Genomic DNA, 22,049 nt, shown 5'->3' on the forward strand with positions numbered 1-22,049 from the left:
AAAAAAACCGTTTGAGGGTAGTCAAACGGTTTTTTTATTATACATTTTCGATCTCTACCCTTTCAATTTCCTTAAGATTGGAGACAGTGTAATACACTTCCGATGTTCTAACTTTATGATCGACCAGAACTTTAAGTGTCAAAAGGTGGTTGTCATTTGCCACATCTTTGATTCTAAGGTTTTTGATGAATATTTTTTCGTCTTTGATTTTTTTCAGTACGACGCCAATGTCATCTTTATTTTGCACGACCAGCTGCAGAAAGATTTCTTTTTGCCGTAACTTCATCGGTCCGAGCCAGGTGACGAGTGCTGGCACCAATTCGACACTTATGATCAATAGGATGACGCCGGCTATGGCCTCGAGAAAAAATCCAGCTCCAACGGCGATCCCGATTCCCGCAGCTCCCCAGATGATGGCGGCTGTCGTTAAACCGGATATGCTGTTGTTGTCCCGCCGGAGAATGACGCCTGCACCGATAAATCCGACGCCAGAAACGATCTGAGCCGCTAAACGCAAGGGGTCCATTGTAATATTTACGTCGTCGCTCCCGGGGAACTTATAAGCTGATTCCATGGAAACGATCGTTAATAAACAGCTGACGATTGAAATGACCAGGCTTGTTTTTAATCCAACGGGTTTTCGTTTCATTTCTCGCTCTAGTCCGATAATTAGTCCAAGGAGAGCTGAAATCCCCAATTTGATAAGGATTTGCAGTTCCGATTGAGGATCGAATGTCCATTCCATTTTGTTTCACCACTTCCGAATTATTATCGAAGAATAAGATCGTCTGTTGCCATATACCCGTTTTTCAAAAAAAACTACCCTAATAACTTTAACATAGTAGAATAGAGTTCAATGAAACGTGATTCTGTTGAAAGGAGGAATTTAAATGCAAATGCCAAAAGTAAATCCCTATGTAGCGTTGGCGATCGGTGTGGCATCCGTATCATTTTCGGCCATCCTTGTTAAATTGGCGAACGCTCCATCGGGTATTATCGCCTTTTACCGTTTATTATTTACTGTCCTTCTTATGATGCCGGTTTTCTTGTTGAAATACCGTCATGAACTTAAATTCATTGAAAAAAAGGATTGGCTGTATTCGATTGCGGCAGGAGTGTTTTTGGCTTTTCATTTTATTTTATGGTTTGAATCGCTTAATTACACATCGGTCGCGAGTTCAACTGTGCTTGTCACACTCCAGCCTTTATTCGCTTTTGCCGGAGCTTACCTGTTTTTTAAAGAAAGATTTTCAATGAAGGCGATATTGAGCGGCATCATCGCGATAGCCGGCAGCCTTGTCATTAGCTGGGGCGATTTGAGAATCAGCGGCATGGCACTTTGGGGAGATATTCTTTCGCTTATCGCATGTGCGCTGGTAACCGGTTATTTACTGTTTGGTCAAAATGTTCGAAAACGCATCTCTTCTATAACATATACATTTGTCGTGTATGCAATCAGCGCTGTCGCATTATTTTTCTATGTGATATTTAAGGGAGAGGCATTGGCGCCTTATCCTGCTTCCGATTGGCTCTATTTCGTTTTGCTTGCCATTTTCCCGACTTTATTAGGGCATTCTTTATTCAATTGGTCACTAAAGTGGTTAAGCACTTCGACGCTTTCGATGGGAATCTTACTTGAACCGGTGGGAGCGACGATTCTGGCTTACTTCATATTAGATGAACCGATACTCTGGACGCAGGTCCTGGGAGGTACCATCATATTGGGTGGTTTGATGATGTTCTTAAAGGATGAAAAGAAAAGCAAGGTACATGAAGAAGTGAAAGTCTCCGTATAAAAGCAGTAAGTCTCCCGACTTACTGCTTTTATTTAATAGGGGTGAAACAAATAGGTGATCCGTGTGAAAATCAAAGCAAAAGTAAAGCTGAATAAAAACGTCGTACCATTCACCTTGCCTTTTTCTCTGCTGAACTTTATGGCTTCATAAAAAGCGGTACTGAATAAGTAAAGGGCCATACTGTAAGAAATGAGTAATCCGATTAATGGCAGATTCATTGCTTCACCTCATGAAAAAAAGATATCTATATATGACTATTTGTTTTTCTTTGGAAATATGCTTCGTTTATTCATAAAACATGAGCTTGGCCTGGATAGCAGGGGAAAGGTTGTGATGATGTAAAGATATATAGAAGGAAATAGGTGAAAATGGTTTTTTTGAAAAAGTTTTAAAAAACGTATTGCAAACATTTTTAGTACATGGTATATTATTTCTTGTCGCTAAGACAGCAACTCAAACAGCTAACAAGTTGTTGAAAAACATTCTTAAAAAAGTTGTTGACGAAACGTGACAGAATGTGTTACATTATAGAAGTCGCTTCCGAGAGAAACGACAACAAATTGCTCTTTGAAAACTGAACAAAACAAAGCGCCAACGTTAAATTTTAAGTGAGCACACACTATCAAAAAAGCAAATGAGCAAGTCAAACATTTCTTCGGAGAGTTTGATCCTGGCTCAGGACGAACGCTGGCGGCGTGCCTAATACATGCAAGTCGAGCGAATCGATGGGAGCTTGCTCCCTGAGATTAGCGGCGGACGGGTGAGTAACACGTGGGCAACCTGCCTATAAGACTGGGATAACTTCGGGAAACCGGAGCTAATACCGGATACGTTCTTTTCTCGCATGAGAGAAGATGGAAAGACGGTTTACGCTGTCACTTATAGATGGGCCCGCGGCGCATTAGCTAGTTGGTGAGGTAATGGCTCACCAAGGCGACGATGCGTAGCCGACCTGAGAGGGTGATCGGCCACACTGGGACTGAGACACGGCCCAGACTCCTACGGGAGGCAGCAGTAGGGAATCTTCCGCAATGGACGAAAGTCTGACGGAGCAACGCCGCGTGAACGAAGAAGGCCTTCGGGTCGTAAAGTTCTGTTGTTAGGGAAGAACAAGTACCAGAGTAACTGCTGGTACCTTGACGGTACCTAACCAGAAAGCCACGGCTAACTACGTGCCAGCAGCCGCGGTAATACGTAGGTGGCAAGCGTTGTCCGGAATTATTGGGCGTAAAGCGCGCGCAGGTGGTTCCTTAAGTCTGATGTGAAAGCCCACGGCTCAACCGTGGAGGGTCATTGGAAACTGGGGAACTTGAGTGCAGAAGAGGAAAGTGGAATTCCAAGTGTAGCGGTGAAATGCGTAGAGATTTGGAGGAACACCAGTGGCGAAGGCGACTTTCTGGTCTGTAACTGACACTGAGGCGCGAAAGCGTGGGGAGCAAACAGGATTAGATACCCTGGTAGTCCACGCCGTAAACGATGAGTGCTAAGTGTTAGAGGGTTTCCGCCCTTTAGTGCTGCAGCTAACGCATTAAGCACTCCGCCTGGGGAGTACGGCCGCAAGGCTGAAACTCAAAGGAATTGACGGGGGCCCGCACAAGCGGTGGAGCATGTGGTTTAATTCGAAGCAACGCGAAGAACCTTACCAGGTCTTGACATCCTCTGACAACCCTAGAGATAGGGCTTTCCCCTTCGGGGGACAGAGTGACAGGTGGTGCATGGTTGTCGTCAGCTCGTGTCGTGAGATGTTGGGTTAAGTCCCGCAACGAGCGCAACCCTTGATCTTAGTTGCCAGCATTCAGTTGGGCACTCTAAGGTGACTGCCGGTGACAAACCGGAGGAAGGTGGGGATGACGTCAAATCATCATGCCCCTTATGACCTGGGCTACACACGTGCTACAATGGATGGTACAAAGGGCTGCAAACCTGCGAAGGTAAGCGAATCCCATAAAGCCATTCTCAGTTCGGATTGTAGGCTGCAACTCGCCTACATGAAGCCGGAATCGCTAGTAATCGCGGATCAGCATGCCGCGGTGAATACGTTCCCGGGCCTTGTACACACCGCCCGTCACACCACGAGAGTTTGTAACACCCGAAGTCGGTGAGGTAACCTTCATGGAGCCAGCCGCCTAAGGTGGGACAGATGATTGGGGTGAAGTCGTAACAAGGTAGCCGTATCGGAAGGTGCGGCTGGATCACCTCCTTTCTAAGGATAATTACGAGAGCGCTTTTGTTTTGTTCAGTTTTGAATGAGTGATTCATTCAAATAGGAAAGACAAACATCACGATGTGATGGATTCTTTCTGCTTTGTTCCTTGAAAACTAGATAATAGATAGAAGGCAATTAATTTTTTTCAAAGCATCTGTAAGATCTTTTTTAACGGTTAAGTTAGAAAGGGCGCACGGTGGATGCCTTGGCACTAGGAGCCGATGAAGGACGGGACTAACACCGATATGCTTCGGGGAGCTGTAAGTAAGCTTTGATCCGGAGATTTCCGAATGGGGAAACCCACTGTTCGTAATGGAACAGTATCTTTACCTGAATACATAGGGTACTGAAGGCAGACCCGGGGAACTGAAACATCTAAGTACCCGGAGGAAGAGAAAGCAAATGCGATTTCCTGAGTAGCGGCGAGCGAAACGGAATTAGCCCAAACCAAGAGGCTTGCCTCTTGGGGTTGTAGGACACTCAACATGGAGTTACAAAGGAACGGGGTAAATGAAGCGATCTGGAAAGGTCCGTCAAAGAAGGTAAAAACCCTGTAGTTGAAACTTCGTTCCCTCCTGAGTGGATCCTGAGTACGGCGGGACACGAGAAATCCCGTCGGAAGCAGGGAGGACCATCTCCCAAGGCTAAATACTCCCTAGTGACCGATAGTGAACCAGTACCGTGAGGGAAAGGTGAAAAGCACCCCGGAAGGGGAGTGAAATAGATCCTGAAACCGTGTGCCTACAAGTAGTCAAAGCCCGTTAATGGGTAATGGCGTGCCTTTTGTAGAATGAACCGGCGAGTTACGATTTCATGCGAGGTTAAGTTGATGAGACGGAGCCGCAGCGAAAGCGAGTCTGAATAGGGCGAATGAGTATGAGGTCGTAGACCCGAAACCAGGTGATCTACCCATGTCCAGGGTGAAGTTCAGGTAACACTGAATGGAGGCCCGAACCCACGCACGTTGAAAAGTGCGGGGATGAGGTGTGGGTAGCGGAGAAATTCCAATCGAACCTGGAGATAGCTGGTTCTCTCCGAAATAGCTTTAGGGCTAGCCTCAAGATGAGAGTATTGGAGGTAGAGCACTGATTGGACTAGGGGCCCCCAACGGGTTACCGAATTCAGTCAAACTCCGAATGCCAAATACTTATTCTTGGGAGTCAGACTGCGAGTGATAAGATCCGTAGTCGAAAGGGAAACAGCCCAGACCACCAGCTAAGGTCCCAAAGTATACGTTAAGTGGAAAAGGATGTGGAGTTGCTTAGACAACCAGGATGTTGGCTCAGAAGCAGCCACCATTTAAAGAGTGCGTAATAGCTCACTGGTCGAGTGACTCCGCGCCGAAAATGTACCGGGGCTAAACGTATCACCGAAGCTGTGGATTGACACCATTAGGTGTCGATGGTAGGAGAGCGTTCTAAGGGCGTTGAAGTCAGACCGGAAGGACTGGTGGAGCGCTTAGAAGTGAGAATGCCGGTATGAGTAGCGAAAGAAGGGTGAGAATCCCTTCCACCGAATGCCTAAGGTTTCCTGAGGAAGGCTCGTCCGCTCAGGGTTAGTCGGGACCTAAGCCGAGGCCGAAAGGCGTAGGCGATGGACAACAGGTTGATATTCCTGTACCACCTATACATCGTTTGAACGATGGGGGGACGCAGAAGGATAGGGTAAGCGCGCTGTTGGATATGCGCGTCCAAGCAGTTAGGCCGGAAACGAGGCAAATCCCGTTTCCATTAAGGCGGAGCTGTGATGGCGAGGGAAATATAGTACCGAAGTTCCTGATTCCACGCTGCCAAGAAAAGCCTCTAGTGAGATGTAAGGTGCCCGTACCGCAAACCGACACAGGTAGGCGAGGAGAGAATCCTAAGGTGTGCGAGAGAACTCTCGTTAAGGAACTCGGCAAAATGACCCCGTAACTTCGGGAGAAGGGGTGCTTTTTAGGGTGAATAGCCCAGAAAAGCCGCAGTGAATAGGCCCAGGCGACTGTTTAGCAAAAACACAGGTCTCTGCGAAGCCGCAAGGCGAAGTATAGGGGCTGACACCTGCCCGGTGCTGGAAGGTTAAGGGGAGAGGTTAGCGCAAGCGAAGCTTTGAACCGAAGCCCCAGTAAACGGCGGCCGTAACTATAACGGTCCTAAGGTAGCGAAATTCCTTGTCGGGTAAGTTCCGACCCGCACGAAAGGTGTAACGATCTGGGCACTGTCTCAACGAGAGACTCGGTGAAATTATAGTACCTGTGAAGATGCAGGTTACCCGCGACAGGACGGAAAGACCCCGTGGAGCTTTACTGCAGCCTGATATTGAATTTTGGTACAGCTTGTACAGGATAGGTAGGAGCCTGAGAAGCCGGAGCGCTAGCTTCGGTGGAGGCGTTGGTGGGATACTACCCTGGCTGTATTGAAATTCTAACCCGCGCCCCTTATCGGGGTGGGAGACAGTGTCAGGTGGGCAGTTTGACTGGGGCGGTCGCCTCCTAAAGAGTAACGGAGGCGCCCAAAGGTTCCCTCAGAATGGTTGGAAATCATTCGTAGAGTGTAAAGGCACAAGGGAGCTTGACTGCGAGACCTACAAGTCGAGCAGGGACGAAAGTCGGGCTTAGTGATCCGGTGGTTCCGCATGGAAGGGCCATCGCTCAACGGATAAAAGCTACCCCGGGGATAACAGGCTTATCTCCCCCAAGAGTCCACATCGACGGGGAGGTTTGGCACCTCGATGTCGGCTCATCGCATCCTGGGGCTGTAGTCGGTCCCAAGGGTTGGGCTGTTCGCCCATTAAAGCGGTACGCGAGCTGGGTTCAGAACGTCGTGAGACAGTTCGGTCCCTATCCGTCGCGGGCGCAGGAAATTTGAGAGGAGCTGTCCTTAGTACGAGAGGACCGGGATGGACGCACCGCTGGTGTACCAGTTGTCTTGCCAAAGGCATAGCTGGGTAGCTACGTGCGGACGGGATAAGTGCTGAAAGCATCTAAGCATGAAGCCCCCCTCAAGATGAGATTTCCCATGGCGCAAGCTAGTAAGATCCCTGAAAGATGATCAGGTTGATAGGTCAGAGGTGGAAGCGTGGCGACATGTGGAGCTGACTGATACTAATAGATCGAGGACTTAACCAACGCTTTAAAAAAATGAAATGCCTTCTTATTATCTAGTTTTGAAGGAATGAAAATTTCTTCTTGCATTTTCTCAAAAAGACGTTATAATAATATATGTCTTAAAAAAATGATAACAATGTTTGGTGACGATAGCGAAGAGGTCACACCCGTTCCCATTCCGAACACGGCAGTTAAGCTCTTCAGCGCCGATGGTAGTTGGGGGTTTCCCCCTGTGAGAGTAGGACGTCGCCAAGCAGGTTTTATATGGAGGATTAGCTCAGCTGGGAGAGCATCTGCCTTACAAGCAGAGGGTCGGCGGTTCGATCCCGTCATCCTCCACCATTTTACACCTGCCGGTGTAGCTCAACTGGTAGAGCAACTGACTTGTAATCAGTAGGTTGGGGGTTCAAGTCCTCTTGCCGGCACCATTTTAAGATAGTACAAGCACGAGCCATTAGCTCAGTTGGTAGAGCATCTGACTTTTAATCAGAGGGTCGAAGGTTCGAATCCTTCATGGCTCACCATTATATATGCGGGTGTGGCGGAATTGGCAGACGCACCAGACTTAGGATCTGGCGCCGCAAGGCGTGGGGGTTCAAGTCCCTTCACCCGCATCTTTCATGCGGAAGTAGTTCAGTGGTAGAATACAACCTTGCCAAGGTTGGGGTCGCGGGTTCGAATCCCGTCTTCCGCTCCACTTTTCGTATGTGCCGGGGTGGCGGAACTGGCAGACGCACAGGACTTAAAATCCTGCGGTAGGTGACTACCGTACCGGTTCGATTCCGGTCCTCGGCACCATCATAATATGCGCCCGTAGCTCAATTGGATAGAGCATCTGACTACGAATCAGAAGGTTGTAGGTTCGACTCCCGCCGGGCGCACCATGTTTTTTATTGCGGGAAGTAGCTCAGCTTGGTAGAGCACTTGGTTTGGGACCAAGGGGTCGCAGGTTCGAATCCTGTCTTCCCGACCACGTGATTTTTAATGAATGGGGCCTTAGCTCAGCTGGGAGAGCGCCTGCCTTGCACGCAGGAGGTCAGCGGTTCGATCCCGCTAGGCTCCACCATTTTTCAATCAGATACTTATATTATATTGGCGGTGTAGCTCAGCTGGCTAGAGCGTACGGTTCATACCCGTGAGGTCGGGGGTTCGATCCCCTCCGCCGCTACCAATAAATATAAGGACCTTTAGCTCAGCTGGTTAGAGCAGACGGCTCATAACCGTCCGGTCGTAGGTTCGAGTCCTACAAGGTCCACCATATTCATTTTTTAAAGCCGTGGAGGTATACCCAAGTTCGGCTGAAGGGATCGGTCTTGAAAACCGACAGGGGAGTCAAATCCCGCGGGGGTTCGAATCCCTCTACCTCCTCCATTTTTTCAAAAAGCAGCAAGTTGTTTTGAAACAACCTTACATAAAGGAAGCGGACGAAACAATATACACGAAAACTTGATGTGAATCGTTTCATTTTTACCGTCGCGGGGTGGAGCAGTCCGGTAGCTCGTCGGGCTCATAACCCGAAGGTCGCAGGTTCAAATCCTGTCCCCGCAATTATTAGGTCCCGTGGTGTAGCGGTTAACATGCCTGCCTGTCACGCAGGAGATCGCGGGTTCGATTCCCGTCGGGACCGCCATTCTTTAAATTCAATACATATGTGGCTCAGTAGCTCAGTCGGTAGAGCAAAGGACTGAAAATCCTTGTGTCGGCGGTTCGATTCCGTCCTGAGCCACCATATTTTAAAAAATTACGGCGATTGTGGCGAAGTGGTTAACGCACCTGATTGTGGTTCAGGCATTCGTGGGTTCGATTCCCATCAGTCGCCCCATTTCGCGGGTGTAGTTTAGTGGTAAAACCTCAGCCTTCCAAGCTGATGATGAGGGTTCGATTCCCTTCACCCGCTCCAAATATGGGCCTATAGCTCAGCTGGTTAGAGCGCACGCCTGATAAGCGTGAGGTCGATGGTTCGAGTCCATTTAGGCCCACCATATTCATATTGTTCCGCAGTAGCTCAGTGGTAGAGCATTCGGCTGTTAACCGAACGGTCGTAGGTTCGAGTCCTACCTGCGGAGCCATGGGGAAGTACTCAAGAGGCTGAAGAGGCGCCCCTGCTAAGGGTGTAGGTCGCGCGAGCGGCGCGAGGGTTCAAATCCCTCCTTCTCCGCCAGTTGGCCCGTTGGTCAAGCGGTTAAGACACCGCCCTTTCACGGCGGTAACACGGGTTCGAATCCCGTACGGGTCATAACAAAAAGGGAAGCATACATTCATGTATGCTTCTTTTTTTCATTTCTTTTCATTAATATAACTATCTTTTTGTTTATAGGGAATGTCTCCAAGGTTGGATTCTATATTTTCTTCTTCCAGTGCATCTTCAAATTCCTTTTGCTTTTTGTTCGGGATATCCACTCTATTTTTTCCTTCGATATCATTTGCGGCAAATCCTTCATAGTCCTCAGGAAATCCGTTCGTCTCATCTTCGGCTTTATAAAGATTATTATAATTGTCATGATCGCCGGTATAATCAGATGGCGTTTCGGATGTACCGAATTTGGCAACTTCACCAAAGCTATCTTCTTTATCCACCCTTTCGATTCCATGACGATTTTCAAAATGATCACCCTTGGATGGAATCAGTATATCCTCTTCCGCTGGCCGTTCTTGGGAAAGTGGCCGTTCTGGGGCATGCTCGACACAGTAGAGGGTGCATGGGATCGCTTCAAGCCTCTCGAGGGGGATTTCCATATTGCAGGTTTTACAATGGCCATACGAACCTTCTTCTATGGCTTTCAAAGCTTCATCGATTTTCTCCATTTCGGATTGTGCATGCTCATCGAGTGCTTGATTCCGTTCCATCTCGAATAATTCGGTTCCTAGGTCAGCAGGATGATTATCATAGGATGATAATTCCCCTACGGATTCCGTCTGGCTTTTATCCAGAATGGATTGTTCATCATTTTGAATTCTATTACTTAGCTCATTTTTTTCTTGAAGCAGTTCATTTTTGAATTTTTGCGTTTGTTGTTTCGTTGTCATATCCGATTCACTCCTTCTAAAGTCCAAAGCTCATTTTTTATTGGTAAGATGGTTGTATTATCTATTACCCGAATCGGAGTATAGGAAAACAATATGGTACGGAAGATAGAAAAAAGGACTGATGAGCTCAGTCCTGAGAGATTATATAAGATAGCTGATGAATAATCCAATGGCCATGAGTAAGCCAAAGAAGGTGTTCGTTTGGGCCGTGGCTTTCATTGCTGGAACCATCGTGATCGGCTGCGTTTTACCTACGAAGCCTTTGATTGCGGCCATGGCTTTCGGGATGCTTAGGAAGGCAAGGAGAATCCATGCCGTTACGCTTTCAGTAAGGACTAGTCCAACAAGCCATAGATAAGAGAAGGCGAACATGATTGCCATGAATGTCAGGGCGTTTTTCCTGCCCATCACTACTGGCATCGTTTTTCGGCCATGTGCCTTATCCCCATCATGGTCACGTAGGTTATTGGATAAGTTGATCAACCCGACCAATATTCCACTTGGAATGGCAATTAAAATGGCTGTTGAAGAGACAAAACCGGTTTGAATGAAAAAGGCGATCAGGATTATCAAAAAGCCCATGAACAATCCAGAAAAAAGTTCCCCGAATGGTGTATATGAAATGGGCAGGGGACCGCCTGTATAAAGATAGCCGACAAGCATGCAAACCAGTCCTACTGCAGCAAGCCACCAAGATGATGCGGCACAGATATAGATGCCCAGTAACAAGGCGATGGCATACATGCCAAGGGCCAGGGTCATGATTAGTTTGGGGGTCATCCCATGACGGACGATCCCGCCGCCTATGCCTACGGATTCCTCTGTATCCAAGCCTCTCTTGAAATCATAGTATTCATTGAATAAATTGGTTGCAGCTTGAATCAGGATACTTGCAATCATCATGGCAGCGAATAGTAACCAATTCACTCCATCTTCCAAAAGTGCAATCACAGTTCCAAGTAAAACTGGGACAAAAGCTGCGGTTAGTGTATGTGGACGAATTAACTCCCACCAAATCTTCCAGGTCCGTTTAAGGGGAAGTCCGTCGTATTCTGTTTGCATTATTTCTCTCCTCAAAATCATTATTGGTTCTCTCGAAATTATAACAAATATTGAAATGTTGCACAAAAGGTTATCCTAATAATGCAAGAAAAGTGGGTAAGGGTGATAATAGGAATTCAAGGATGTTGCATTTCCAAAATCAAGGATATTTCTCTACATTCGCTAAGATTCATATAATAAGGAAAAAAGCAGGAAAGAATCGTTCGGTAAAGGGGCGTTTTATTGACATGAGGTTGAAGGGAGGTGTATCTTTAAATAGGTTAAAAAGCTTTTAAAATGTACATTTGGGGGGATTTTTTTTGGCTATCTCAGAGGAAACTGAACAGTTTCAGGGACTGGCTTCAGCTATACAAAAGGCGAAGGACTTGAATGATCAAGTTCTATTCAGTCATATTAAGAAAGTTAATTGCAACAACCCCCTTTCATTTTATCAAGCTGGAAGAGAACGGTACGCGGGTGAACGCTTTTTCTGGGAGGACCCTGCAAAGGAAATGACCATCACCGGTTTAGGCAATGTAAAGAAACTCAAAGCGGCATCGAATGCCGAACGTTATAGAGAAGTCGAAAAGAGCTGGATCAAACTGCAGAATACTGCTGTCAAAACAGGGGTGACCGATTTAGAAGCGACAGGTCCTTTACTGTTTGGGGGCTTTTCTTTTGATTATGAAACTGACAGTACGCTCCTTTGGAATCAGTTCGGGGACAACCTGTTTTATATACCTGCCTTCATGCTGTCAATAGTGGGGAAACAAGCTTACTTAACGACAAACTTACTTTGTTCGCCTGATGATTCAGAAAAACTCTTCATAGACATGATAAATGAACGGGAAGCTTTCCTTTTCGAAAGCTTGGATGGCAATGGATTGGGGGCAAATTCCCTGGTTATGCAGAGGGAAGTCGAACCTGAGGAATGGAAGCGGACGGTCGCAGAGGCTGTTCAGGAAATCAAGACGACAGATCTCGACAAGATCGTTTTGGCAAGGGAGCTTCGACTTGTTTTTGAACGTTCCATCGATTCAGGGAAGGTGCTTGAAAGATTGATTGCTGAGCAGCCATTAAGCTATATTTTCAGTTTGGAGGCTGGTGGTGACTGTTTTGTCGGTGCCACCCCTGAACGTTTAATTAAGAAACAGGGAAATGAAGTTTTTTCTACCTGTCTTGCTGGATCGATGGGGCGAGGGAAAGATGAGCGAGAAGATGTTCGTCTTGGTGAAGAATTGCTTCATGACCAAAAGAATTTACAAGAGCATCAATATGTCGTGTCGATGATATCCAATGCTTTTGATTCTGTATGCGAAAAGGTGATGGTTCCGGCCGAACCGGCACTTATGAAAAACCGTCATATCCAGCATTTATACACACCGGTCCGCGGTCTATCAAAGGAAGGTGTCACGATTTTTGAATTCGTCGAGAATCTCCATCCTACACCTGCTATGGGCGGACTTCCAAAAGATAAGGCCGTTGTCCGAATTCGGGAAATGGAAGGTCTTGAACGCGGCTTTTATGCAGGTCCTTTAGGCTGGGTGGATACGTATGGAAACGGGGAATTCGCTGTAGGTATACGTTCTGCCCTAATACAGAACAATGAGGCATCGCTCTTTGCCGGATGCGGAGTAGTGGAAGATTCGACTCCCGAAAGTGAATTCCGGGAAACGGGGATTAAATTCAATCCGATGTTAAGTGCTTTAGGAGGAAATCTTAATGAATGACCGAGATGCATTGACAGCGTATGCTGCTTCATTCGTCGATGAGCTGGCACAAAATGAGGTGAAGCATGTGGTGGTGAGCCCAGGTTCACGATCCACGCCCCTAGCTTTACTGCTAGTGGAACATCCTGATATCGAAATTCATATTAATGTGGATGAGCGTTCGGCTGCTTTTTTTGCCCTTGGTTTAGCTAAGGCCTTAAAAGAACCTGTCGGACTTCTTTGTACGTCCGGTACGGCAGCTGCAAACTATTACCCAGCCGTCATTGAGGCTTTCTATTCAAGAGTGCCGCTTATCGTACTTACCGCTGACCGTCCGCATGAATTGCGTGATGTCGGAGCCCCGCAGGCGATCGATCAGATACATCTTTATGGGAGACATGTAAAATGGTTTGTCGAAATGGCACTTCCTGAAAGCACGGCTGGGATGATGCGGTATGCCAGAACGGTCGGTGCGAGGGCAGTGGCTACAGCGGCAACTGAACCTGCAGGGCCTGTACATTTGAATTTCCCGCTTCGTGAACCATTGATTCCGGACCTGGAGCAAGCAAAGGAGTACAGGCAAAATAAAATGACGCCTTCAGTATTGATTGACAGTGGAGAACGGTCACTGTCCGCATCACAAATAGAAGCTGTTGCAACTACATTGTCACAAGCTAAGCAAGGTATGATTGTATGTGGCGAATTACCGCATCCAGAGATGAAGGAAGCCATCGTCGCATTAGCTGAAAAACTTGCTTTTCCGGTACTGGCTGATCCTCTTTCACAGTTAAGGAGCGGAAGTCATGACAAAGCCGTCATAATTGATGCGTACGATACGTTTCTACGCGATGATGCGGCAAAGGCGGCTTTCAGGCCGGAAGTGATCTTGCGTTTCGGGGCAATGCCTGTTTCCAAACCCTTATTGTTATTCATGAAAAAACAAAAACAGGCAGTCACTTTGGTCGTCGATGGCGGAGCAGGCTGGCGCGAACCAGCCGGATTGGCAACGAATATGATTTACAGCGAAGAGAAAGATTTTTGTCAGCGAATTGCTGATGAAATTACTTCTTCCCCTGATGATGAATGGCTTGGATTATGGCAAACCGTCAACGGAGCGACAAAAGATGCCTTAGCCACCGTCAGGGATGAGGCGGAGTTAAGTGAAGGCAAGCTGTTCGCCCTGCTTGCTGATATGATGCCAGTTGAATCCACGTTGTTTGTCGGGAATAGTATGCCTATACGTGATTTGGATACTTTCTTTTTGAATAATGGAAAAGGAATCAAAACGATTGCAAATCGCGGGGCGAATGGCATCGATGGTGTCGTTTCCACTGCGCTGGGCGTAAGCACGGTATCGAAAAATACTGTGCTGGCAATAGGTGATTTAAGCTTTTTCCATGATATGAATGGCTTGCTTGCGGCAAAACTTCAAAAACAAAATATCACGATATTGCTGGTTAATAATGATGGCGGGGGCATTTTCTCCTTCTTGCCGCAGGCGAATGAAAGGGAACATTTCGAAACGCTATTCGGCACGCCTCATGGGCTTGATTTCTCCCATACTGCCCAGCTTTATGGCGGTAAATACAACAAGGTGCAAAGTTGGGATGAGTTAGAGACGGTATTTACAGAGTCATTTGAAATTCAAGGTCTGAAAATCATCGAAGTACCGACAGAAAGAGAGTCCAATTTACAAAAGCATCGAAATTTGTGGAGCTTTGTTTCCCAGGAAATAAAAATGGTGTTAGACAGGGAAATATCATGAATATTGTCAGCAAGGATGTCAATTATGCTGTTGAAATAACGGGAAATGGAGATCCTCTTGTACTTTTGCATGGATTTACGGGAAATCGGGATACATGGAAATTCCTCATTCCGCTACTGAGTGACAGGTATACCATGGTAATGGTCGACATCATCGGTCATGGCATGTCTGAGTCACCAGCCGATCATCGAAGGTATGAGATGGAGAGGGTGGCTGAGGATATCAAGTATATTTTGGATGTGTTACATTTCCCGAAAGCCCATATCCTTGGATACTCAATGGGCGGAAGGCTCGGATTGGGATTTGCCTGTTTGTATCCTGAGTATGTTGATGCATTGATTTTGGAGAGCGCTTCACCAGGCCTTTTAACAAAAGGGGAACGGGAAATCCGAAGGGAAAATGATAAGAAGCTTGCCGAACGGATTCTTGAAAATGGCATGGAAGCGTTTGTGGATCAATGGGAAAACATCCCGCTGTTTGAAAGTCAAAAACGGTTGTCGGCCAAAACCAGGTCGGCCATTCGGGAGCAGCGGCTGGCAAATGACCCTTCCGGCCTTTCCAATAGCCTTCTTGGTATGGGGACCGGCAATCAGGCGTCATACTGGGAACAGCTGCAAACCCTTGATTTCCCTGTGCTCCTTGTAACCGGTGAACTTGACCGGAAGTTTTGTGAAATTGCGGACTCGATGAAAAAAAAGCTGAAGCGCGCCGAATGGAAAATAATAAATGATGCGGGACATGCGATTCATGTGGAAGTTGGAGAAAAGTTTGGTAAAATAATAAGTGAGTTTTTAAAGCGAAAGAAGGAGGAATTAAGGTGACGATACAATGGGAAACAATACGTGAGTATGATGAGATTTTGTATGAAAAATATAACGGGATTGCGAAAGTGTCCATCAACCGACCACATGTACATAATGCATTCACGCCAAAAACGACTGCTGAAATGATTGATGCATTCGCAAGGGCTCGTGATGATTCCAGTATTGGTGTCATTATTTTAACAGGTGTAGGCGGCAAAGCATTCTGTTCAGGCGGAGACCAAAAAGTACGCGGAAATGGCGGATATGTGGGTGAAGATAACATTCCGCGTCTAAATGTTCTTGATTTGCAACGCCTGATTCGCGTAATTCCAAAACCAGTCGTAGCCATGGTTGCAGGATATGCAATTGGTGGCGGTAATGTCTTGAACGTGGTATGTGACTTGACGATTGCTGCTGACAATGCAATTTTCGGACAAACTGGACCGAATGTGGGAAGCTTTGATGCTGGTTATGGTTCTGGCTACCTGGCTCGTATCGTGGGTCATAAAAAGGCGCGTGAAATCTGGTACCTATGCCGTCAATACAACGCACAGGAAGCATTGGATATGGGATTGGTCAACACGGTTGTACCATTAGACCAATTAGAAGCGGAAACGGTTAAATGGTGTGAAGAAATGCTTGAGAAGAGCCCGACTGCACTTCGTTTCTTGAAAGCGGCAATGAACGCTGATACTGATGGCCTTGCAGGTCTTCAACAATTGGCTGGTGACGCTACACTTTTATACTATACAACAGAAGAAGCAAAAGAAGGCCGCGATGCATTCAAAGAAAAACGCACTCCGGACTTTGGGCAATTCCCTCGTTTCCCTTAATGAAACGCGTGAATCGATGAGACTGACAGCTTGGCGAAAAATCGCCGGGCTGTTTTCTATATCAAAATGGAAGAGGGTAAGCAGCGATGGCAGAAGAAAAGTTGCCGAACTGGCTGAAAAATCGGGCGCATCTTTCACCGGATCGCCCGGCAATTGAGTTTGAAGGTCATACGTATAGCTTTCTTGAACTGCATACATTATCGGAACAGATGGCTGGTAAGCTGGCAAGCATTGGTCTTGGCGCTGGCGATTCATGCGCGGTTTTACTCCGTAACCATATTGATGGTGTTGTCGTTATCCATGCACTATTTTATCTTGGTGTGAAGATTGTGATGCTGAATAATAAGCTAACGGCAAAGGAGCTGTCCTGGCAAATCGAGGATAGTGGAACTGACCATCTCGTTTCAGAAGGATCCTTTTCCGGCAAACTCTCTAATATTGGTGAGATTCTCCCGAATTTGAACCTTCATTTAGCGGAAGATTTGCCGGGTGAAGGCACGGCAGAGATTCTTCAAGAGTTTTACCTTGAGGATACCGCAACGATCATGTATACATCAGGTACGACAGGAAATCCAAAAGGTGTGATCCAAACATTCGGCAACCATTGGTGGAGCGCAGTCGGATCGGTCCTGAACCTTGGATTGCATGAGGAGGATTCTTGGTATTGTGCGGTTCCGATCTTTCATATTAGCGGATTATCGATCCTGATGAAAAATGTGATTTATGGCATGAAGGTCGTTTTGGCGGAACGGTTCGATGAACGGGAAACCAACCGGAGCATCCAGGAAAGTGGCGTGACGATCATTTCGGTCGTGACGGCGATGCTGAATAGGATGGTGCAGGATTTGAAGGGAACAAGCTATCCAAAAACCTTTCGCTGTATCCTGTTGGGCGGCGGCCCAGCACCCGTTCATTTACTTGAAGCATGTAAAGAGAAAGGGATTCCCGTCTACCAATCATATGGGATGACCGAAACGGCTTCACAGATTGTGACGCTTGCACCGGAGTATAGCATGACAAAAATCGGATCAGCTGGAAAGCCTTTGTTTCCTTCACAGTTACGGATAGAGAAAGACGGCACTATGTGTGAACCGGGTGCAGTGGGTGAAATCGTGGTTTCAGGTCCGAATGTGACAAAAGGATATTTTAATCGGATGGACGCTACACAGCAGGCCATTACCGATGGATGGCTTTATACTGGGGACCTTGGTTATCTCGATGAGGAAGGCTTTTTATATGTGCTTGACCGACGCTCGGATTTAATCATCTCCGGCGGTGAAAATGTCTATCCGGCGGAGATTGAAAATGTCCTTAGTAAGCACCCTGATGTTTTCGAAGCGGGAGTGACGGGGACTGATGATGAAAAATGGGGACAGGTTCCACTTGCTTTTGTCGTCTTGCATCAAGGTGCCGAGCTTGATGAGAGCGAACTGCTGGAATTTTGCAGGGAGTATTTGGCATCCTATAAAATTCCCCGGAACGTTATTTTTTGCGAGGAGCTTCCGCGGAATGGCGCAAGCAAGCTTCTGAGACGCGAACTGAAGAAGGAAATGGGGGAATGGCAATGAAGTTATCCTCCATTTCCCTAAAGCTCATTAAGGCCCCTTTAAAGCGGCCATTCAAGACGCATCTGGAAACGGTAAGCGACCGGGAAGTGATAGTTGTCGAAGCCATGGATGAAGACGGATTGATTGGATACGGGGAAGCTGTCCCTTTTACAAGTCCTTGGTATACCGAGGAAACGATCAAAACATGCTTTCATATGTTGGATGACTTCTTAATCCCGCTGACATTGGCAAGTCAGATCAGGCATCCTGATGAGCTACCGAACTTATGGGGCGGAATCAGACGGAATGCGATGGCTAAGTCAGCTTTAGAGCAGGCAATCCTCGATTTATATGCGAAGCAGAAAGGAGTCTACCTCGGACGGCTGTTTGGCGGCGAACGAAGTGAAGTGGCAGCTGGTGTAGTCGTTGCATCCAATGATATTGAAGACGCGTTGCGCCAGATCGAGGATTTTTCCGGATCAGGTTATCAGCGTTATAAAATAAAAATCAATCCTCAAAATGATCTGGAGTTTTTAGCGGAAATACGTCGGGCCTATCCCGATATCCCGCTCATGGCAGATGCCAATTCAGCGTACACTCTTGATGACATCCCACATCTTCATCAGCTTGATGTGTTCAAGCTGATGATGATTGAGCAGCCGCTGGGACATGACGACATTGTGGAACATTCATTTTTGCAGAAACAGCTGCAGACACCCATTTGCCTGGATGAAAGCATAAATTCATTTCACGATGCCAAAAGTGCGCTGTCGCTCCAGAGCTGTGGGGTGATCAACATTAAGATGGCTAAAGTCGGCGGCTGGATGGAAGCTGTAAGAATCCATGATTTATGCCAGGGAAATGATGTGCCCGTTTGGTGCGGCGGTATGATTGAATTTGGCATTTCACGTGCACATAATATTGCACTTGCCACATTAAAAGGGTTCACGATTCCCGGGGATATATCATCTTCATCCCGTTATTGGGATGGTGATATAATCGATCCTGAAGTCATTGTCGAAAATGGCATGATCCAAGTTCCAGATAAAGCTGGAATCGGTTTTGCCATCAATGAAAAGCGGCTAAAGGAATTGACTACATATAGTAAACAGTACAAGTGAAAACATCAAAGGAGGTGCAATACCACCTCTTTTGATCAATCCTCTATCTTCTTTTGCCCCCACGGTCTATGTAACTACCCATTTAGTATTTTATTGGACGGAAACCCACCCTTTTAGAAATGATTTTAATAGGATAAATAACAAATATCAGTTTGTCGACAAAAGAAGGATCGATTGGTCTGCCCACGCCTTCATGGTTTACTTTTTTATATGAATGGACCCTTCATTGGATTGAGGAAATTTGCGACACTCCTGCCGAATTACTGGCTGGCCAAGACGCAACAGCCGTTTGCGGCGAGGAGGCTTGGCAGCCAGTCGGCGGAAAGGAGCGGATTTCTGAATCAACTGTTTTTTTAATTGGCTACAGATTTTAGAAAAATCATTTAAATGGCCGGATAAATCATATTTTTCTCGGAAAATGGGGCCTTGTCTATTTTTTATTTATTGGATTATTTTGTATAATGAAATGAAAAGAATGGCAACCAAGGGAAAGGGAGGGGAGAGTGTATGAAGAAAAAACCGTACCTTATTGCGGAAATTCTACTAAGAAGGGGCATGCCGGACTATGTCATTAAAGAAGTGACGGCATTGGAAGAGTGCGAGCTGTTTCTTTTGAAGAGAAAGTGGGGCCTATATGACCGGAAGACAGGTGCGTAAATGAATAAAAGAAAAAAGGGAACCGTTTCGGTTCTGGCCGGTCCCTATGAGTTTTAAGTTTTTTTAAGCCGGTACCTATTGACTGGACGGCCTATGCTCCCATACTGTACGTCAAGCTGAAGGACTTCTTCGCCATGCAAGTATTCAAGATAGCGCCTTGCTGTAACTCTGGCGATTCCAATCCCATCAGCCACTTCTTCTGCAGATAGTGACCCAGGCTGGGTCTTTATGAACTTCGTCACTTGCTCAAGAGTCGCGCCATTCAATCCTTTTGGAACATCATATTTCGGACTCGTTTCAGAATCTGTTTTATTTTGAAAGAGAATTCGGTCGAGCTGATTTTGAGAAATTTGATGGTCAGGTTCAACCTCCATCCGAAAAGCAAAGTATTGTTCCAGAGTATGTTTTAGCCTATCGAATTTAAATGGCTTGATTAAATAGTCAAAAGCCCCGTTCTGTATCATTTTTCTGATCGTTTTCTGATCATTTGCCGCTGAAATGATGATGACATCCACATCAATTTGCTCTTTTCTGATTTGATAAAGTGTATCAACCCCGTTTAAAGATGGCATGAAGATGTCCAAAATGACAAGGTCGGGTTTAGAATGCCTGATTTTTTCAAGACCTTCAAGCCCATTGGAAGCCGTATCAACGACTTTAAAGGCAGGCAGGCGCTCGATGAATTGTTTGTTGACCTCTTGGACCATAGGGTCGTCTTCAATTAAAAGTACACGAATTTCGTTAGTCATTTTGGTTCTCCTCTATATCGTGCATCGGAAAAGAAAGAAAAAAGCTTGTTCCTTCGTTAGGGCGTGTCGTGAATTTCATTTCGCCGTTCGCTTTTTTTACAATTTGGTCTATTAGATAAAGACCAATTCCTGATCCTTCCGCACCTTTTGTTGTAAAACCATATTCGAATATATCTTTATGAATGTCCTCGGGAATGCCGGGTCCATTATCCTCAAGCACGATTTGACAATGACGTTCATCTTGATAGATGGATAGATAAACCTGTTTTGTTTCCTCTGAACAATGCTTTAGCGCTGCGAATGAGTTTTCGATCAGGTTTCCAATTATCAATACAAAATCGTGATGATCCAAATCAGCGGGGAAGCGGTCTAATTTCGTGTGCTTGTCCATGATGAGCTCGATTCCGAGTTCCCGTCCCAAGGAGATCTTACTTAATATCAGCCCCACTAAATTATCATCGTGAATGTGCTTCGTTAAAAACCTGGTCAATTCCTCCTGTTCTTCCGTGATCTGAAAAATGTAATGCAGCGCTTCGTCAAGATTACCTAGCTGTATCAATCCTGCTATCGTATGAAGTTTGTTCGAATGTTCATGGTTTTGAACACGGAGGGCTTCAACGAATGCTTTGACACTAGTCAATTCTTCAGCTAGCTTCGTCACATCGGTCCGATCCTGGAATATGGCCACGGCACCAATCGTTTTATCCGCAATCTTTATTGGTACCCGGTTGCTTACAATATTCCTGTTTTGAACGGAGATTTCCTGATTGAAGATGGGAGATGTCCGGTCGAGCACTTCCGGGAGACGGGTATCATGTATAATATCATTGATATTCTTGCCAATGACCGCACCGTTAATATTGAATATTTGCTTTGCCTTTTCATTGAAGATCGTGATTGTCTGATTATTATCTATGGCGATGACCCCTTCATGCATGGCATTGAAAGCAGCTGTCCTTTCAACCAACATCCGTGAAATTTCATGTGGTTCAAGTTGGAAGGTCTCTTTTTTTATCCTTCTTGCCATCAGCCATGAGCCGCATACACCGAATAGAAGTGTAAGGACCAGGATAATCGCTATTTCTCCTTTCAGGTCCTTGATTAATTCCGGTATCGTAGGCAAGATATTCCCAACCAGTACGACGCCGATTTGCTCTCTATCTCTATCAAGGATAGGGACAAAGGCGCGGACGGAAATGCCAAGTTCGCCAGCAGCCTTTGAAAGGTATTCGTGTTCAGCGAACGCAGCGCTTTCGTCGCTGCTGCCCGAGGGGGTTCCCAATTGACTGAACACCGGGTGGGAATAGCGTATATGCTGATTGTTGAGCACTACAATATAATCAGCTTGATGGATTTTCCTTAAGTTTTCAATAATCGGATTGAGCTGCGTCCATCCTTCAGGCTCACGGACCAATTTTTGTACTTCAGGGAGTTCAGCGATGGTATGGGCGGTGATCATGGATCGTTTGCCGATTTCATCTTCCCTGACCGAAACGATATTTCCGAATATAAAAATCCCGCCTATTAGTATCGAAAAAGCGACGATTACGAATGATAGCAGGGTGATTTTAATTTGAATGGGCATATGAAAGGATTTATCCATTGTTTTTCCTCCATTACTTCTATACTTTATAGTAACAGAATTTCTATCACTTTTCGCTATTTTTCGCGCATTGTATTACGACAGTAAAAAGCTGTGATAGAATAGTG

At 46.2% G+C, this 22,049-nt stretch carries 14 protein-coding genes, 21 tRNA genes, 3 rRNA genes and 1 pseudogene; 33 read left to right on the forward strand and 6 right to left on the reverse strand.

Annotated elements, in window-relative coordinates:
• Positions 1-37 precede the first annotated feature (37 nt).
• Entirely contained in the window at positions 38-745 is a 708-nt protein-coding gene (locus QFZ73_RS14130; RefSeq protein WP_251437355.1) for an MgtC/SapB family protein, read from the reverse strand.
• Between the two features lie 145 nt (positions 746-890).
• Here QFZ73_RS14130 and QFZ73_RS14135 point away from each other — a divergent pair, with 145 nt between their 5' ends.
• Positions 891-1,796, forward strand: a complete 906-nt coding sequence (locus QFZ73_RS14135) for a DMT family transporter (protein WP_307267154.1) — start codon at positions 891-893, stop codon at positions 1,794-1,796.
• Positions 1,797-1,828: 32 nt separating this feature from the next.
• Here the strand turns inward: QFZ73_RS14135 and QFZ73_RS14140 are convergent, their stop codons facing one another.
• Positions 1,829-2,014, reverse strand: a complete 186-nt coding sequence (locus QFZ73_RS14140) for a hypothetical protein (RefSeq protein ID WP_034310479.1) — start codon at positions 2,012-2,014, stop codon at positions 1,829-1,831.
• Between the two features lie 434 nt (positions 2,015-2,448).
• Between QFZ73_RS14140 and QFZ73_RS14145 the strand changes: the two genes are divergently transcribed.
• From QFZ73_RS14145 to QFZ73_RS14260, 24 genes are all read left to right on the forward strand, one after another.
• Positions 2,449-3,999: ribosomal RNA gene (locus QFZ73_RS14145) — 16S ribosomal RNA — on the forward strand.
• A gap of 176 nt (positions 4,000-4,175) precedes the next feature.
• A 23S ribosomal RNA gene (locus QFZ73_RS14150) occupies positions 4,176-7,108 on the forward strand.
• Between the two features lie 118 nt (positions 7,109-7,226).
• A 5S ribosomal RNA gene (gene rrf, locus QFZ73_RS14155) occupies positions 7,227-7,342 on the forward strand.
• The 16S, 23S and 5S rRNA genes sit together here with 21 tRNA genes alongside, the layout of an rRNA operon.
• A gap of 11 nt (positions 7,343-7,353) precedes the next feature.
• A tRNA-Val gene (locus tag QFZ73_RS14160) sits at positions 7,354-7,429 on the forward strand.
• A 10-nt stretch (positions 7,430-7,439) separates the two neighbouring features.
• Positions 7,440-7,515, forward strand: a tRNA-Thr gene (locus tag QFZ73_RS14165).
• 20 nt (positions 7,516-7,535) lie between these two features.
• Positions 7,536-7,611, forward strand: a tRNA-Lys gene (locus QFZ73_RS14170).
• An 8-nt stretch (positions 7,612-7,619) separates the two neighbouring features.
• Positions 7,620-7,701 (forward strand) — tRNA-Leu (locus QFZ73_RS14175).
• A gap of 8 nt (positions 7,702-7,709) precedes the next feature.
• Positions 7,710-7,784: transfer RNA gene (locus tag QFZ73_RS14180), tRNA-Gly, on the forward strand.
• Positions 7,785-7,796: 12 nt separating this feature from the next.
• Positions 7,797-7,885, forward strand: a tRNA-Leu gene (locus QFZ73_RS14185).
• Between the two features lie 9 nt (positions 7,886-7,894).
• Positions 7,895-7,971 (forward strand) — tRNA-Arg (locus QFZ73_RS14190).
• Between the two features lie 12 nt (positions 7,972-7,983).
• A tRNA-Pro gene (locus QFZ73_RS14195) sits at positions 7,984-8,060 on the forward strand.
• Positions 8,061-8,077: 17 nt separating this feature from the next.
• A tRNA-Ala gene (locus tag QFZ73_RS14200) sits at positions 8,078-8,153 on the forward strand.
• 28 nt (positions 8,154-8,181) lie between these two features.
• Positions 8,182-8,258 (forward strand) — tRNA-Met (locus QFZ73_RS14205).
• A gap of 10 nt (positions 8,259-8,268) precedes the next feature.
• A tRNA-Ile gene (locus QFZ73_RS14210) sits at positions 8,269-8,345 on the forward strand.
• Positions 8,346-8,365: 20 nt separating this feature from the next.
• A tRNA-Ser gene (locus tag QFZ73_RS14215) sits at positions 8,366-8,458 on the forward strand.
• Positions 8,459-8,561: 103 nt separating this feature from the next.
• A tRNA-Met gene (locus QFZ73_RS14220) sits at positions 8,562-8,635 on the forward strand.
• A 6-nt stretch (positions 8,636-8,641) separates the two neighbouring features.
• Positions 8,642-8,717: transfer RNA gene (locus QFZ73_RS14225), tRNA-Asp, on the forward strand.
• A gap of 23 nt (positions 8,718-8,740) precedes the next feature.
• Positions 8,741-8,816: transfer RNA gene (locus QFZ73_RS14230), tRNA-Phe, on the forward strand.
• A gap of 17 nt (positions 8,817-8,833) precedes the next feature.
• Positions 8,834-8,909 (forward strand) — tRNA-His (locus QFZ73_RS14235).
• A 4-nt stretch (positions 8,910-8,913) separates the two neighbouring features.
• Positions 8,914-8,987, forward strand: a tRNA-Gly gene (locus QFZ73_RS14240).
• Between the two features lie 5 nt (positions 8,988-8,992).
• Positions 8,993-9,069, forward strand: a tRNA-Ile gene (locus tag QFZ73_RS14245).
• A gap of 12 nt (positions 9,070-9,081) precedes the next feature.
• A tRNA-Asn gene (locus QFZ73_RS14250) sits at positions 9,082-9,156 on the forward strand.
• Position 9,157: 1 nt separating this feature from the next.
• Positions 9,158-9,248, forward strand: a tRNA-Ser gene (locus tag QFZ73_RS14255).
• 3 nt (positions 9,249-9,251) lie between these two features.
• A tRNA-Glu gene (locus QFZ73_RS14260) sits at positions 9,252-9,323 on the forward strand.
• Positions 9,324-9,637: 314 nt separating this feature from the next.
• Here the strand turns inward: QFZ73_RS14260 and QFZ73_RS28935 are convergent.
• Together QFZ73_RS28935 and QFZ73_RS14270 are read right to left on the reverse strand one after the other, a co-directional pair.
• Positions 9,638-10,114 (reverse strand): annotated as a pseudogene (locus tag QFZ73_RS28935) (TraR/DksA C4-type zinc finger protein); the annotation flags it as partial.
• 141 nt (positions 10,115-10,255) lie between these two features.
• Positions 10,256-11,176: a 1,4-dihydroxy-2-naphthoate polyprenyltransferase gene (locus QFZ73_RS14270; protein WP_307267166.1), complete on the reverse strand. Its 921-nt coding sequence runs from the start codon at positions 11,174-11,176 to the stop codon at positions 10,256-10,258.
• A gap of 299 nt (positions 11,177-11,475) precedes the next feature.
• On the opposite strand from QFZ73_RS14270, the gene QFZ73_RS14275 reads away from it, so the two are divergent.
• The 8 genes from QFZ73_RS14275 (at position 11,476) to QFZ73_RS14310 (ending at position 19,590) form a co-directional block, all read left to right on the forward strand.
• The gene (locus QFZ73_RS14275; protein ID WP_251438020.1) at positions 11,476-12,885 is read left to right on the forward strand and encodes an isochorismate synthase; all 1,410 of its coding nucleotides are present in this window, start codon (positions 11,476-11,478) and stop codon (positions 12,883-12,885) included.
• Positions 12,878-14,629, forward strand: coding sequence for a 2-succinyl-5-enolpyruvyl-6-hydroxy-3-cyclohexene-1-carboxylic-acid synthase (gene menD / locus QFZ73_RS14280; RefSeq protein ID WP_307267170.1), 1,752 nt, complete (start codon positions 12,878-12,880; stop codon positions 14,627-14,629). Before QFZ73_RS14275 ends, menD begins: the two co-directional genes overlap by 8 nt.
• Positions 14,626-15,450 (forward strand): 2-succinyl-6-hydroxy-2,4-cyclohexadiene-1-carboxylate synthase, encoded by an 825-nt coding sequence (menH, locus tag QFZ73_RS14285; protein ID WP_307267173.1) that lies wholly within the window; start codon positions 14,626-14,628, stop codon positions 15,448-15,450. The genes menD and menH overlap by 4 nt, the downstream gene beginning before the upstream one ends.
• A gap of 2 nt (positions 15,451-15,452) precedes the next feature.
• A complete protein-coding gene (gene menB, locus QFZ73_RS14290) occupies positions 15,453-16,265 on the forward strand; it encodes a 1,4-dihydroxy-2-naphthoyl-CoA synthase (protein WP_370029151.1) in 813 nt (270 codons plus the stop codon).
• A gap of 86 nt (positions 16,266-16,351) precedes the next feature.
• Positions 16,352-17,833: an o-succinylbenzoate--CoA ligase gene (locus QFZ73_RS14295; RefSeq protein ID WP_307267187.1), complete on the forward strand. Its 1,482-nt coding sequence runs from the start codon at positions 16,352-16,354 to the stop codon at positions 17,831-17,833.
• Complete coding sequence (menC, locus tag QFZ73_RS14300) at positions 17,830-18,933, forward strand: o-succinylbenzoate synthase (RefSeq protein WP_307267190.1); 1,104 nt, start codon at positions 17,830-17,832, stop codon at positions 18,931-18,933. The genes QFZ73_RS14295 and menC overlap by 4 nt, the downstream gene beginning before the upstream one ends.
• 152 nt (positions 18,934-19,085) lie before the next feature.
• Positions 19,086-19,307 (forward strand): hypothetical protein, encoded by a 222-nt coding sequence (locus QFZ73_RS14305; RefSeq protein WP_307267193.1) that lies wholly within the window; start codon positions 19,086-19,088, stop codon positions 19,305-19,307.
• Between the two features lie 133 nt (positions 19,308-19,440).
• A complete protein-coding gene (locus QFZ73_RS14310) occupies positions 19,441-19,590 on the forward strand; it encodes a hypothetical protein (RefSeq protein ID WP_185151124.1) in 150 nt (49 codons plus the stop codon).
• A 53-nt stretch (positions 19,591-19,643) separates the two neighbouring features.
• On the opposite strand, the gene QFZ73_RS14315 is transcribed toward QFZ73_RS14310, so the two are convergent.
• Positions 19,644-20,339 (reverse strand): response regulator, encoded by a 696-nt coding sequence (locus tag QFZ73_RS14315; RefSeq protein ID WP_307267196.1) that lies wholly within the window; start codon positions 20,337-20,339, stop codon positions 19,644-19,646.
• Positions 20,332-21,942 (reverse strand): ATP-binding protein, encoded by a 1,611-nt coding sequence (locus QFZ73_RS14320; RefSeq protein ID WP_307267201.1) that lies wholly within the window; start codon positions 21,940-21,942, stop codon positions 20,332-20,334. The genes QFZ73_RS14315 and QFZ73_RS14320 overlap by 8 nt, the downstream gene beginning before the upstream one ends.
• Between the last annotated feature and the right edge of the window lie 107 nt (positions 21,943-22,049).

Source organism: Peribacillus sp. V2I11 (assembly GCF_030817135.1).
Classification (GTDB): Bacteria; Bacillota; Bacilli; order Bacillales; family DSM-1321; genus Peribacillus; species Peribacillus simplex.

Coding starts and splice junctions, on each gene's coding strand:
- QFZ73_RS14295 (WP_307267187.1), top strand. CDS start 16,352: ATGGCAGAAGAAAAGTTGCCGAACTGGCTGAAAAATCGGGCGCATCTT.
- QFZ73_RS14320 (WP_307267201.1), bottom strand. CDS start 21,942: ATGGATAAATCCTTTCATATGCCCATTCAAATTAAAATCACCCTGCTA.
- menH (WP_307267173.1), top strand. CDS start 14,626: ATGAATATTGTCAGCAAGGATGTCAATTATGCTGTTGAAATAACGGGA.
- QFZ73_RS14130 (WP_251437355.1), bottom strand. CDS start 745: ATGGAATGGACATTCGATCCTCAATCGGAACTGCAAATCCTTATCAAA.
- QFZ73_RS14140 (WP_034310479.1), bottom strand. CDS start 2,014: ATGAATCTGCCATTAATCGGATTACTCATTTCTTACAGTATGGCCCTT.
- QFZ73_RS14315 (WP_307267196.1), bottom strand. CDS start 20,339: ATGACTAACGAAATTCGTGTACTTTTAATTGAAGACGACCCTATGGTC.
- QFZ73_RS14135 (WP_307267154.1), top strand. CDS start 891: ATGCAAATGCCAAAAGTAAATCCCTATGTAGCGTTGGCGATCGGTGTG.
- menC (WP_307267190.1), top strand. CDS start 17,830: ATGAAGTTATCCTCCATTTCCCTAAAGCTCATTAAGGCCCCTTTAAAG.
- menD (WP_307267170.1), top strand. CDS start 12,878: ATGAATGACCGAGATGCATTGACAGCGTATGCTGCTTCATTCGTCGAT.
- QFZ73_RS14310 (WP_185151124.1), top strand. CDS start 19,441: ATGAAGAAAAAACCGTACCTTATTGCGGAAATTCTACTAAGAAGGGGC.
- QFZ73_RS14270 (WP_307267166.1), bottom strand. CDS start 11,176: ATGCAAACAGAATACGACGGACTTCCCCTTAAACGGACCTGGAAGATT.